Source organism: Brochothrix campestris FSL F6-1037, from assembly GCF_000525915.1.
In the GTDB taxonomy this organism is placed as follows: domain Bacteria; phylum Bacillota; class Bacilli; order Lactobacillales; family Listeriaceae; genus Brochothrix; species Brochothrix campestris.
The window spans coordinates 1-12,153 of the sequence record NZ_AODH01000021.1; the positions used below are offsets into that span (position 1 = coordinate 1).

Annotated in this window: 13 protein-coding genes; 8 read left to right on the plus strand and 5 right to left on the minus strand. The window is 39.4% G+C overall.

Features of this window, described 5'->3' with window-relative positions; genetic code table 11:
• Window positions 1-249 (plus strand): hypothetical protein (locus tag BCAMP_RS13805; protein WP_035314200.1); only part of this gene is annotated, 249 nt, incomplete at its 5' end.
• A gap of 339 nt (window positions 250-588) precedes the next feature.
• Here the strand turns inward: BCAMP_RS13805 and rpsD are convergent.
• Window positions 589-1,191: a 30S ribosomal protein S4 gene (rpsD, locus tag BCAMP_RS05055; protein WP_035314202.1), complete on the minus strand. Its 603-nt coding sequence runs from the start codon at window positions 1,189-1,191 to the stop codon at window positions 589-591.
• 229 nt (window positions 1,192-1,420) lie between these two features.
• Window positions 1,421-1,864 (minus strand): GAF domain-containing protein, encoded by a 444-nt coding sequence (locus BCAMP_RS05060; protein ID WP_035314204.1) that lies wholly within the window; start codon window positions 1,862-1,864, stop codon window positions 1,421-1,423.
• Between the two features lie 171 nt (window positions 1,865-2,035).
• Between BCAMP_RS05060 and BCAMP_RS05065 the strand changes: the two genes are divergently transcribed.
• From BCAMP_RS05065 to BCAMP_RS05095, 7 genes are all read left to right on the plus strand, one after another.
• Complete coding sequence (locus tag BCAMP_RS05065) at window positions 2,036-3,745, plus strand: septation ring formation regulator EzrA (protein ID WP_035314206.1); 1,710 nt, start codon at window positions 2,036-2,038, stop codon at window positions 3,743-3,745.
• 78 nt (window positions 3,746-3,823) lie between these two features.
• The gene (locus BCAMP_RS05070) at window positions 3,824-4,963 is read left to right on the plus strand and encodes a cysteine desulfurase family protein (RefSeq protein WP_035314208.1); all 1,140 of its coding nucleotides are present in this window, start codon (window positions 3,824-3,826) and stop codon (window positions 4,961-4,963) included.
• Window positions 4,964-4,966: 3 nt separating this feature from the next.
• Window positions 4,967-6,181 carry a tRNA uracil 4-sulfurtransferase ThiI gene (gene thiI, locus BCAMP_RS05075; RefSeq protein ID WP_035314271.1) on the plus strand — a complete coding sequence of 405 codons (1,215 nt, stop codon included), beginning with the start codon at window positions 4,967-4,969 and terminating at the stop codon, window positions 6,179-6,181.
• A 73-nt stretch (window positions 6,182-6,254) separates the two neighbouring features.
• A complete protein-coding gene (gene tpx / locus BCAMP_RS05080; RefSeq protein WP_156921149.1) occupies window positions 6,255-6,752 on the plus strand; it encodes a thiol peroxidase in 498 nt (165 codons plus the stop codon).
• A gap of 682 nt (window positions 6,753-7,434) precedes the next feature.
• Window positions 7,435-7,941 carry a methylated-DNA--[protein]-cysteine S-methyltransferase gene (locus BCAMP_RS14680; protein WP_269479267.1) on the plus strand — a complete coding sequence of 169 codons (507 nt, stop codon included), beginning with the start codon at window positions 7,435-7,437 and terminating at the stop codon, window positions 7,939-7,941.
• Window positions 7,942-8,059: 118 nt separating this feature from the next.
• Complete coding sequence (locus tag BCAMP_RS05090; protein WP_035314215.1) at window positions 8,060-9,052, plus strand: class I SAM-dependent methyltransferase; 993 nt, start codon at window positions 8,060-8,062, stop codon at window positions 9,050-9,052.
• A gap of 27 nt (window positions 9,053-9,079) precedes the next feature.
• On the plus strand, window positions 9,080-10,285 hold the full coding sequence (locus tag BCAMP_RS05095; RefSeq protein WP_035314217.1) for an acetate kinase: 1,206 nt from the start codon (window positions 9,080-9,082) through the stop codon (window positions 10,283-10,285).
• A 58-nt stretch (window positions 10,286-10,343) separates the two neighbouring features.
• Here the strand turns inward: BCAMP_RS05095 and BCAMP_RS05100 are convergent, their stop codons facing one another.
• The 3 genes from BCAMP_RS05100 to proC all read right to left on the minus strand — a co-directional run bounded on the left by BCAMP_RS05100 (window position 10,344) and on the right by proC (window position 12,124).
• Entirely contained in the window at window positions 10,344-10,820 is a 477-nt protein-coding gene (locus tag BCAMP_RS05100; RefSeq protein ID WP_035314219.1) for a universal stress protein, read from the minus strand.
• Between the two features lie 127 nt (window positions 10,821-10,947).
• Window positions 10,948-11,082: a hypothetical protein gene (locus tag BCAMP_RS14685; protein ID WP_269479268.1), complete on the minus strand. Its 135-nt coding sequence runs from the start codon at window positions 11,080-11,082 to the stop codon at window positions 10,948-10,950.
• A 244-nt stretch (window positions 11,083-11,326) separates the two neighbouring features.
• Window positions 11,327-12,124, minus strand: coding sequence for a pyrroline-5-carboxylate reductase (gene proC / locus BCAMP_RS05105; RefSeq protein WP_035314221.1), 798 nt, complete (start codon window positions 12,122-12,124; stop codon window positions 11,327-11,329).
• Between the last annotated feature and the right edge of the window lie 29 nt (window positions 12,125-12,153).

Below are 12,153 nucleotides of genomic sequence, written 5' to 3' on the forward strand. Positions count from 1 at the left end.
TTTGATTATCGCTATCATCGTTTATTTAACGGACAAAAAAGTTCGAGAGGAATCATCGATTACTTTATGACACTGGATGTTGAATTCAAAGAAACATACGAACTAGCACAGCAATTACTGATTGCGCTACAACACAAAAATTCCCCTGCTTACCAATCACTGATTCAGACTAAAAAACCTTTCGTTTCTTCACAACTGAAACGCAGTTTAAAAAACATTAAACAAGCATTTACCTGCAATCGAAAATAGCTTTAAATACGAGGATTCCAACGGGCATTTAGAAGGGATCAATAACAAACGTGCACGTCATGACGTTTGTGAAGGCGACTCTAGCGGGAAAAGTGGCCGCTGAATACCCCACAGCGGAGCGCGGAGGATGAAGCGTCACCCGCAGAAAGCGTCCTTCACATTAGGAATGACTACAAAAAAGCAACTACCAAAAAAGATAGCTGCAAAAATGACTTATTTTACTAAATTTTGAATAACAACACTATTTGACATAGTGCCTCTTTTTTTTGTGCGAAAAAAGACCCTGGATTCAATAAAGAATCCAGGGTCTTAAAAATTGCACAATAGAAAGTCTGAGACCTAACGAGAGTAAAACTCAACGATGAAGGCTTCGTTAATTTCTGGGTGTAATTCAGAACGTTCTGGTAAGCGAACTAATGTTCCAACGGTTTTTTCAGCGTCGAAAGATAAGTATTCAGCTACAGCTGGAGCCACTTCCAAAGCTTCTTTAATAGAAGAGTTGTTAAGTGATTTTTCGCGAACTGAGATAACTTGACCAGGATCTACTTGGTATGAAGGAATATCAACACGTTTACCATCAACCAATAAATGGCCATGGTTTACTAATTGACGAGCTCCACGACGAGTACGTGCTAAACCTAAACGATAAACCACGTTATCTAAGCGTTGTTCTAAAAGGATCATAAAGTTTTCACCTTGTTTACCTTGTAATTTACCAGCGCGTAAGAAAGTGTTGTGGAATTGACGTTCAGTAATACCGTAAGTGTGACGTAATTTTTGTTTTTCTTGTTGTTGTAAAGCGTATTCGCTTAATTTTGTACGTTGCGTAGGGCCATGTTGACCTGGAGCATACGGACGTTTTTCTAATTCTTTACCTGTTCCTAGAAGTGAAAGGCCTAAGCGGCGAGACAATTTCCAAGATGGACCTGTATAACGAGCCATTGAGAGACTCCTCCTTTGAATTTGTTTTAGCATAAAACAAATACGGATATGATTTACTACTGGCGGATTTCATCTTTACATACCTTCACCATGCAGCCGCAGGTTACACGATACACCTCATTATTAAAAACGGGAATGAAATACTGACCCAACAGCCACATACCAGCTGCACTATTTTACACAATATCTAGTATAACCCAGTAACTGATAATAAGTCAAGAACTAATCATTAAAGATAACGAACCACTTGTTCTAAATAGTGTTGGTCATCGGTCGAGAAACGCTCTTTTACGGGTGAATCAATATCTAAGACACCGATTAATTGCCCTTCTTTAATAATTGGAATCACAATTTCAGACTGTGATGCGCTGTCGCAAGCAATATGTCCTGGGAATTGATGGACATCAACTACGACGATACTTTCACGTTGTTGCGCAGCGGTACCACAGACTCCTTTGCCGATGGGGATATGAACACAGGCGACTTTCCCTTGAAAAGGCCCTAAAATAAGTTCTTCATTTTCATATAAATAAAAACCGACCCAGTTTATGTTTTCAAGTGTTTCATTGAGTAGCGCTGATAAATTACTCATGTTGGCAATGAGATTGGTCTCGCCAAATAAAAGGGCTTCTGTTTGTTTTACTAACCGTTCATATTTTTTAATATCACTCATATTTTATCCTCCCTTATCCATAGCACAAATTAAATAGAACAGACGAGCCAATTAACGGCTAAAATGTTTTATTTTTAAGCCTAATAGTGGTATTATAAACTATGTCTATAACCATTTACAATTAAAAAAAATCACGTCGACATTAAAGTAATAACTGACAGGAGGATGACCATGTTTTTAAAAATCTTAATCGTTTTTATCATCATTGTATTTATTATGTTATTGGTGTTTTACACGATGAGACGTCGTGCAGATAAGTTGATTGAGACAATTGAAACACGTAAAAAAGTTTTATTCGACCGACCTGTCATTGAACAACTAAATACAGTAAAAAAAATCGCCCTTAGTGGTGCAACAAAAGTTGCTTTTGAAGAAGAACGTCAACGTTGGGAAAAAATCGTTGATGTTGATTTACCACAAGTGGAAAAAGCAATTGATGAGATGGAACAAGATAACGAAATGTTTCGTTTCACATCAATTAAACCGGCGATTGGACAAACGGAGCAAAGTTTAGCTAAGATAGAACAAACGATGAATCAAATAAGTGAAGCGTTAGCACTGCTACAAGAATCACATGAAACGGTGGGTGAAGCATTGCAGCAGGCAGACACCGATTTAGTTGAAGCTCGCAAAGTGATGTTGACACAAGCCTACACTTTTGGTGATCAAATTGACCGGCTTGAAAAAGAAGAAGAACGTTTACGAGCTGAAATCACAACAGCGGAAACAGATTATTATGAGGGTGATTTTTTAGCGTTTTATCATCGCAAAGATGAAATTGAAGCTGACATCGCGAAACTGAATGTCCAAATTATTGAAATTCCGCCATTATTACAACAGATTAATCATGAACTGCCTAATGAATTCATCCAGTTATCTCGTGGCTACAATGGTATGAAAGCGCAGGGATATTCTTTGAATTTAATTGATTGTGATGGTGCCATTGAACGATTGACTGCTGAAATTAATGGTGTGAAATCGTTACTTAATGCTGGTGAGAATCAAGAAGCCTTCTCAGAAGTAGAACGGATGAGCAACGAAGTGAATGGGTTGTATGATCAATTAGAAGCAGAGGCAGTGGCGCGTCAATTTGTCGAGGCGGAGCAGTTAGAAACAGAACAGCAACTCCAAGCAGAAAAAGCGGCGGTTGATCTATTGTATGCAGAGGCGAAACTCGTGTTTGAAAAGTACGAACTCGATGAAGAGATGACAGCTAAGCCAGCGACAATGCGCAAGCAATTAAAGGCAGCTGAACAATCGTATGAACGTGTGAAACTTGCTTATGGTGAAGGAACAGTTGATCATTCACAAATTGCAACTGTCATTAAAGACCTTCAACAGACAGTCTGTGATAATCGTGACGAACAATTGGCATATAGTGAACAGTTGAAAAAAATCCGTAAAGATGAGATGGCAGCACAAGCGAAAGCTCAAAGTTATCTCGAACGCCTGAAGCGTGTCGACAACTATATTCGACGTTGTCGCATACCGGGTGTGCCAGCAGATGTTAATGAAAAGATTGAGGAAGCTTATGCAGCTGTTCAAACCTTGAATACGTCGTTAGAAGCTTCACCGATTAATGTGAGTGAGATGACGGGGAATTGGCGTTCTGCTGACAATAGCACGACGCAAGCGGAAGATACTGCTCATGAAATGGTGGAAGATGCACGCTTAGTGGAGGCTATTATTCAATACGCCAACCGCTACCGTTTTAAGAATCAAGAGATGGCGATGCAATTGCAAATAGCAGAAAGTTATTATGACTCCGATTATAATTATAAGAAGGCGTTAGAAGTAGCTGCTAAACAGTTAGAGAAAGTCGAGTCGGGTGCTGTCAATAAAGTTGAAGCACAGTTAAAAGAAGGCAATCAACCGTATTAAGCTGAACGTTATTAAAGGAAGGATGCCAGATGAATCTTTCGGTTTATCTGGCATTGTTGTGTGAAGAAAGGTGATAAAATGATTTATTTAGATAATAGTGCAACAACCCAACCTTATCCTGAGGTTGTGAAATCCTACAGTCAAGTGGCAACACAGTTTTTTGCCAATCCATCGTCGTTGCATGGCTTAGGTGGAACGGTCGAAAAGTTATATCGCGAATCGAAAAAACAAATGGCGCAGTTATTACAAGTCGATGCCCATGAGCTCATTATGACAGCGAGTGGGACTGAAAGTAATAATATGGCGCTTAAAAGTGTCGCCTGGACATTTAGAAACCGCGGTAAACATATTATTACGACGCAGATTGAACATCCCTCAGTCTTGAACACGATGGCTTTCCTCGAAAAAAACGGTTTTGAAGTGACGTACTTACCGGTTGATAAACAAGGACAGGTGGCGGTGGCAGACGTCGAGAAACATTTGCGCCCAGATACAATTTTAGTATCGATTATGCACGTTAATAATGAAATTGGTAGTATTCAACCGATTCAAGCGATTGGTGATCTGCTTGCAGACTATGATCATGTCTTGTTTCATGTTGATGCGGTGCAGTCACTGACAAAAGTACCGCTCGCGATTAAAGCGATGAAAATTGATTTATTAAGTGCGTCTGCCCATAAATTTCATGGTGTACGTGGCGCTGGAATCCTATACAAAAACAAATACTTGCGTTTAGAACCACTGTTACATGGTGGTGGACAAGAAGAAGGCTTCCGTAGTGGCACTGAAAATGTTGCAGCCGTTGTTGCGATGGCGAAAGCGCTCCGCATGGAGATGGCGCGAATGCAAACAGAAGTTAGTCAATTAGCTGCCTTGAAAAACGATTTCATTTTATGGTTGCAAACAATCGAGGCGGTAACTGTCTACTCGTCAACCATAGGCGCGCCGCATATTTGTTGTTTTAGCATAAAAGGGCAAAAAGGCGAGGTCGTCGTTCATGCGCTAGAAGCTGAAGGTATTTACATTTCAACAACAAGTGCCTGCTCATCGAAGTCAGCGACGATTGACGGCACATTGATTGCGATGAAGGTGCCAAATCAAGCAGCAAAAGGTGCTGTTCGTTTTAGTTTTAATTTTGATATTACAGCAGCCAAAATGGCACAAGTGAAAACAGCAGTGACGAAAGTTATAAAAAATTTAAGTGAAGTGGTGAACTAAATGATAGAATATGATCGTATTTTAGTACGTTATGGTGAATTATCAACGAAAGGGAACAACCGCAAAGTGTTCGTTCGTCGATTAGAAAAAAGCGTCCGTCAACTGTTAAAAGATATGCCAGAAGTGCATATTTCCGCAGAGCGTGACCGCATGTTTATTACGTTGAATGGGGCCGATTATGCTGTTATCATGGAACGTTTACATTTGATTTTTGGCATTCAAAGTTACAGTCCTGTGATTAAAGTTGAGCGCGACATCGAGGCGATTAAAATGATGGCAGTCGCCTTGTTTAAACGTCATTTTACGGAAGGAAAAACATTTAAAGTGCGCACGAAGCGTGCCGACAAAACGTTCCCGTTCGATACGAACGATGTGAACCTCATGGTCGGAGATGCTATTTTTGATGCCTATAACGATGATGTTGAAGTGAGTATGCGTCAACCTGACATTGAAATTACCGTCGAAATTCGTCAAGAAGCAGCCTACCTCTCGAGCGAGACGGTAATGGGGCAAGGTGGCATGCCAGTGAGCTCAGCAGGTAAGGCGATGTTAATGCTCTCAGGTGGGATTGATAGCCCTGTAGCAGGTTATTTAGCGATGAAGCGTGGCGTTGAGATTGAAGCTGTTCACTTTTACAGCCCACCATATACAAGTGAACGTGCTAAACAAAAGGCAATTGACTTAACTCAAAAATTAACGCGCTATACAGGTGATATTAAAATTCACCTTGTACCATTTACTAAAATTCAAGAAACAATTAAACAACGGATTCCAGAAGGTTACATTATGACATCAACACGTCGTTTTATGATGCGGATTACAGATGAGTTGCGTCGTCAACATGGTGGTTTAGCCATCGTTAACGGTGAATCGCTTGGGCAGGTCGCTTCGCAAACGATGATGAGCATGTTAGCAATTAACGATGTGACATCAACACCGATTATTCGCCCGTTAATTACGATGGACAAAAATGACATTATTAAAATCGCTGAAGAAATTGATACGTTTGAATTATCAATTCAACCGTTTGAGGACTGCTGTACGATTTTCACTCCGAAACAACCGAAAACGCAACCACGACTCGATAAGGTTGAACGATTTGAGTCGAATGTCGATTTTGATACACTTATTGCGGAAGCACTTGCTAATGTCGAGACAGTCGTTGTTTCAATTGAATCGAATACAGGTGCAGACGATGCGTTCGAGGGCTTACTGTAAGCTGATATAATAGCGTACGTACTGAATTAATCGTATAATAAGAGGGTAGCAATTAAAGAGTGAGAGGATGATTATAAAGATGACAACATTTAAAGGCGGACAAGTCACGTTATTAGGTAATAAAGTAAAAGTGGGGGACAAAGCACCAGACTTTACAGTGATTGATAATGCAACGGCGCCAAAAACATTAGCTGATTATAAAGGGAAAGTGAAATTAATTGCAGCTGTTCCTTCAATCGATACAAGTGTTTGTTCACAAGAAAGTCGTCGTTTTAACGTCGATGGTGGCAGCTTAGAAAACACGGTCGTTTTAACAATTTCAAACGATTTACCATTTGCACAAAAACGTTGGTGTGCAGCAGAAGGTTTACCAAACGCAATTACGTTATCGGATCATAAAGATTTATCATTCGGAATGGCTTATGGCGTTGCGATTGAAGAGTTACGTTTACTTAGCCGTGCTGTTTTTGTGGTTAATGCAAACGATGAAATCGTTTATGTTGAGTATTTAGACGAGGTAACAGATCACCCTAATTACGAAGCAGCACTTGAAGCGGCTAAAAACGCTTAATTTACTTCAGAGTAAAAGTAAATGATGAAATGCCCCCTCGAAGTTCGGCTGAAAAGCTAATTTCGAGGGGGCATTTTTTTATGGCTTTAAAAAGCATCGTCAACGCAAGGGGAAATTAAACAGTTGAATGAAGATGGGATAAAGGATGCTCGTGATGTATTTTAAATGGTATCCGAATAGTAATTTTTCTTTAACAACAAATTAAGCTCAATATATATATAAAGAAGCAACTGATGTTTTCACAATGTAATGCAAGTTAAAATATGTTTTTTTTATGAATTTTTCGCAAGGAATAAAAACGTTGAAGGATATAACAAAAACGTAATAGGTTTGGCGTGTGTCGAAAACAGTGACAAAAACAACTAAATGAAAACGCTTTAAAAAACAAGTGGTGCGGTGGGTTTGTGTGGGTGGTGTGAGCGGAACTGTTATAGTTTATTTATTTATCCGAATGATACACATATAATCAAAATGGTATGACTATGAAAGAAGGCGCTTGAAACAAGTTGAAAGAAACGGTTTAAACCAATGGGATTAATAGAAAAACACCACATTATCTGCTATTATTAGAGGTGAAGAAACACCATTAAATAGCAATACAGAAGGAATCTATACTAGTACAGATACTTTTTCTGTACTAGTTGTAAATCGGAGATGTCAGTTAATGGAGTTGAACGCAAGGATGGAAATTGAGTGGGCCATTTGTGAGGTTGAACCGTTTCAATTATGCCTGGCTGTGTCCAACAATCGCTTGGTGTTTGTTGGAGGCGATGCTAAAGGGGAAGCTGAGTTGTATCAATGGTTTCGTCAATCAAAAACGAAGGTGCATTATTGTTATAATCACTCCATCACTAAGGAGTATGCAACTCAACTAGAAGTTGCTTTGCGCGGAGAAGTAACGAGGCTGGTTGTTGAAATGTCGGGAACAGCTTTTCAACAGGCTGTGTGGTCAGCCTTACAAACAATTCCATACGGTGAAACGAGAAGCTATAGTGATATCGCGGCGCTGATTAACCGTCCGACAGCAACACGGGCAGTGGCAACAGCGATTGCCAAAAATCCGTTAACAATTTTGATTCCTTGTCATCGCGTGATAGCTAAAAATGGGCACCTCGCGGGTTATCGCGGTGGAATAGCGATGAAGAAACAGCTGTTGCACATCGAAGCGCAAAACAAAGGTATAATGTAGAGGCTAGCAAATCATTTATAGCGAAGTGAACTGAAAAAAGTGAACTTGCGTGGCTAGGCGTTACTCGATACAATATAAAGCGTATTGAGTCAGTAAAAAATAGGGGATGAATCAAATTATGTCAACAGAACAAACTTTCGAACAGCTATATGAGCAACTCAATCAAGTGATTGAAATGCTTAAAGGTGCACTTGGTACAACGTATTTAGAAGCCGTTTATCAAACGATTGAAAATATGTTTGAAGGGGAAATCAAGCAAGCTGAAGTGGCGCCAGAAACAGCGAAAACTTTATTAACAAGCTATCAAACAATTGATTTGGCGGATGTACCGGCTGAAGTCGTACGTCGTGCGTATCAATTGGTGTTGTTAAAAGGGTTACGTGAAGACAAAGTGCAAACTAATCATCAAATGACGCCTGATTCAATCGGTTTTATAATGGGGTACTTGGTTGATAAATTAACAGCTAAAACGAAAGAAGTGACCTTGTTTGATCCAGCGATTGGGACGGGAAATCTACTGATGACTGTGCACAATCAATTGAAGGCACGCGATGCGATTAACTTAGTCGGCGTTGAAGTCGATGATTTACTCGTGTCACTTGCGTATGCAGGTGCCAATTTACAAAGCACTCCAATTGAGTTAATGCACCAAGATGGCTTAGGCAACTTGTTGATTAATCCAGTGGATGCAGTTGTAAGTGACTTGCCCATCGGCTATTATCCAAATGATGAAGGGGCAAAAAGTTTCACCTTAAGAGAAAAAGAAGGGCATTCATTTGCTCATCTTTTGTTTGTCGAACAAGCCTTTAATTATTTAAAAGCAGATGGCTATGCAGTTCTTCTATTACCTTCTAATATTTTAGCAGGTGACGTTGGTAAGCGTTTAAACGCCTACCTCCAACAAGAGGGCAGCTTGGAGATGGTGTTGCAATTACCAGATTCATTGTTTGCTCAAAAAGAAGCTGTGAAAAGCATTATTGTCTTCAGAAAAAAAGGCAGTGTGGCTAAACCAGCCCACGATGTGTTAATCACACAGTTGCCTAATTTATCTGATGCTAAGAAAATGCTAGCTATTATTAAAAAATTGGAAGCGTGGTTTGAAAACACATAAAATATATCACGGAAGAGGTCGTATAATATGCATAAAATTATGGCAGTAAACGCAGGTAGCTCATCATTAAAGTTTCAATTATTTGAAATGCCAAGTGAAGATGTATTAGCAAAAGGTTTGATTGAACGTATCGGTATGAAAGATGCTGTTATTTCAATTAAAACACATACAGGCAAAAAACATGAGGAAGTTTCACACATCGCGGATCATGACCAAGCAGTAAAAATGATTTTAGAATTTTTAATTTCACTTGAAGTGGTTAAAAACCTCAAAGAAATTTACGGAACAGGTCACCGTATTGTTCATGGTGGTGAACAGTTTACTGGCGCAACAATTGTAACACCAAAAGTATTGGCTAAAATTGAACAGCTGGCAGAATTTGCGCCACTACACAACAAAGCTAATGCCACTGGTATTCGTGCGTTCCAAGAAGCAATTCCAACCGCTAAAACAGTTGCGGTATTTGATACAGCATTCCATCAAACAATGCCTCCAGCTTCATTCTTATACAGCATTCCTTACCGTTATTACCAAGAACATAAAATTCGTAAATATGGTTTCCATGGTACGAGTCATAAATATGTCTCACGTGAGGCTGCTAAATTTATGAACCGTGACTTAAAAGATTTACGTATTATTTCATGTCACTTAGGTAATGGTGCAAGTTTATGTGCGATTAAAGATGGTAAGTCAATCGATACAACAATGGGCTTCACACCGTTAGAAGGTTTAACGATGGGAACGCGTACTGGTAATATTGATCCAGCTGTTGTGCCATACATCATGGAAAAAGAAAACATGAGTGCGGCAGAAGTGATTGATGTCTTCAATAAAAAATCAGGTTTGTTAGGTATTTCTGAACTGTCGAGTGATTTACGAGATGTGACTTCGGCAGCTCAAGAAGGCAACTATCAATCAGGTTTAGCCTTATCAATCTTTATTAAACGGGTAAGAGAAACAATTGGAGCTTATGCTGTTGAGATGGGCGGCGTTGATGCCATAATATTCACTGCAGGTGTCGGTGAAAATAGTGTTATTGTACGAGAACAAGTGATTGATGGTTTACAATTTATGGATATTAAAGTTGATAAAAACTTAAATGAATCAAATGAAAACCGTGGGTCAACACGTTCAATCAGCTCATTCAATTCAAAAGTTGAAATCTTAGTGGTTCCAACCGATGAAGAAGTTGAAATTGCTCGTGACGTATTAAGTTTATCAAATCAAGGGTAATTAAAAAGAGCCTCATCTAAATAAATTAGATGAGGCTCTTTTTGTATTTGAAACGCTATTATAATTCTTCTTTAACGACTTCATCAAGATCAGAAGCTGTTCCTCGCACGATGAGAACGTCGCAAGGTGCGTGGCGGATAACGTATTCAGTTACACTACCAACGAGTAAACGTTCAACAGCATTAAGGCCCGTAGCTCCACACATAATTAAGTCGGCATTAAAACTCTTCGCTACCTCACGTGAGATAACTGTTTTAGGTGAGCCGTATTCGATATGAATTTCAACATGTTCAAGTCCGTTTTTGATAGCGACATCCTTGTATTCGCCTAATAACTTTTCGGCATACTCAGTAGCTTTATCTGTCATGGCGCCGTCGTACGATGTAACGGCAGAAAACGCGCGTGTATCAATCGCGTGTACAAGACCTAAGGTTGCGTTGTTTCGACGCGCTACCGCAGTTGCTTCTTTAAAAGCTTGTTCGGATGCTTTCGAACCGTCGATCGCTACTAAAATTCGTTTGTATGATAATGTCATGATGGATGTCCCCCTCAAATTTTAATCTTGTTCTACTTATAGTATACCCTTTAATTACTTATTTAAGCCCATGTCACAAAAAGTTCATAAAAAAGCCCCCTATCAAAAGATAGGAGGACTGAGCAATTTATTTAATTACTTTTTGTTTGCGTATTAATGAAGATTCTTTAGGGTTAGGAATCATTCCGTTCAATAATTGACGAAATTCATCATTGTTACGCGCTAAAATAACTTCTTTTTTAGAGTTATTTGTATAAATCATACAAGCACTTCCTTTCTTAAAGTACAACACTGCTAGTTAAATTTAACAATCGAATCAAGGCGGGTTCAATTATTAAAGCTCCGTATTAACCACGTGTAACAATAGTATATACCCACTAAGGCTAAAAGTAAACCATTATGTTTATAAATCACTATGATTATGACTTATATGAGAGGAAATGAAGTGAAAAAAGGTCTAATTATCTCTAGTGATAATGATTTTTTTGTGTAGGGATAAAGCACTGTTATTCTTTTGCTTTATCGACACAACGGCCAATCGCATCAATAACGGCATAACGGAAGTTGTGTTTTTCGAGTGTCTTTACAGCTTCGATAGTCGTTCCGCCAGGCGAACAGACCTGGTCTTTCAGTTCACCAGGGTGCAATTTTGAGACCTGCATTAATTTAGCACTTCCAATTAATGTTTGAGTCGCCATATCATAAGCCAGTTGACGAGGTAGGCCTTTTGCAACTGCGCCATCTGCTAATGACTCGATAAACATATCGATGAGGGCAGGAGCTGATCCAGCCAATGCCGCAGTAACGTCCATTAAGCGTTCTTCGATGACGACGGTTTGACCGAGCGGTGCAAATAAGGCTTCAACCGTTGCTAATTCGGCGGCTGAAACATTTTGATTAGGAACGATACTCATCATTCCTTCACCAACTGAAACAGGTGTATTAGGCATGATACGGACTAATTTGATAGCAGTCGATAACTGTTCTTCATATGAGGCGATGGTTAAGCTACCTGCTATTGTGATAATAAGTGTCTGTGGTGATTTGAGGAGTTCCGTTTTAATTTCAGCCAAGACGCTTGGCATAATAATCGGTTTAACACCTAACACTAAAATATCAGCCATGGCTGCTACATCCTTATTCGTTGTTAATTTGATACCTGTTTTTTGTTGCAGGGCTTTTGTACGGGGACCAGTTCCGCCAGACATGATGAAATTGGCTGCAGTCATAGTTGGTTGCGTAAGTAAGCCTTCAATAATTGCGCCGCCCATATTGCCGACACCGATAAATCCGAGTTGAGTCATGATAAATAACACACCTTTCGATTCTGAAT

What these genes read in the sequence shown, in the direction of transcription:
- BCAMP_RS05090 (WP_035314215.1), top strand. Translation starts at nt 8,060, where the DNA reads ATGTCAACAGAACAAACTTTCGAACAGCTATATGAGCAACTCAATCAA.
- BCAMP_RS14680 (WP_269479267.1), top strand. Translation starts at nt 7,435, where the DNA reads ATGGAAATTGAGTGGGCCATTTGTGAGGTTGAACCGTTTCAATTATGC.
- rpsD (WP_035314202.1), bottom strand. Translation starts at nt 1,191, where the DNA reads ATGGCTCGTTATACAGGTCCATCTTGGAAATTGTCTCGCCGCTTAGGC.
- proC (WP_035314221.1), bottom strand. Translation starts at nt 12,124, where the DNA reads ATGACTCAACTCGGATTTATCGGTGTCGGCAATATGGGCGGCGCAATT.
- BCAMP_RS05065 (WP_035314206.1), top strand. Translation starts at nt 2,036, where the DNA reads ATGTTTTTAAAAATCTTAATCGTTTTTATCATCATTGTATTTATTATG.
- BCAMP_RS14685 (WP_269479268.1), bottom strand. Translation starts at nt 11,082, where the DNA reads ATGATTTATACAAATAACTCTAAAAAAGAAGTTATTTTAGCGCGTAAC.
- BCAMP_RS05060 (WP_035314204.1), bottom strand. Translation starts at nt 1,864, where the DNA reads ATGAGTGATATTAAAAAATATGAACGGTTAGTAAAACAAACAGAAGCC.
- BCAMP_RS05100 (WP_035314219.1), bottom strand. Translation starts at nt 10,820, where the DNA reads ATGACATTATCATACAAACGAATTTTAGTAGCGATCGACGGTTCGAAA.
- BCAMP_RS05070 (WP_035314208.1), top strand. Translation starts at nt 3,824, where the DNA reads ATGATTTATTTAGATAATAGTGCAACAACCCAACCTTATCCTGAGGTT.
- BCAMP_RS05095 (WP_035314217.1), top strand. Translation starts at nt 9,080, where the DNA reads ATGCATAAAATTATGGCAGTAAACGCAGGTAGCTCATCATTAAAGTTT.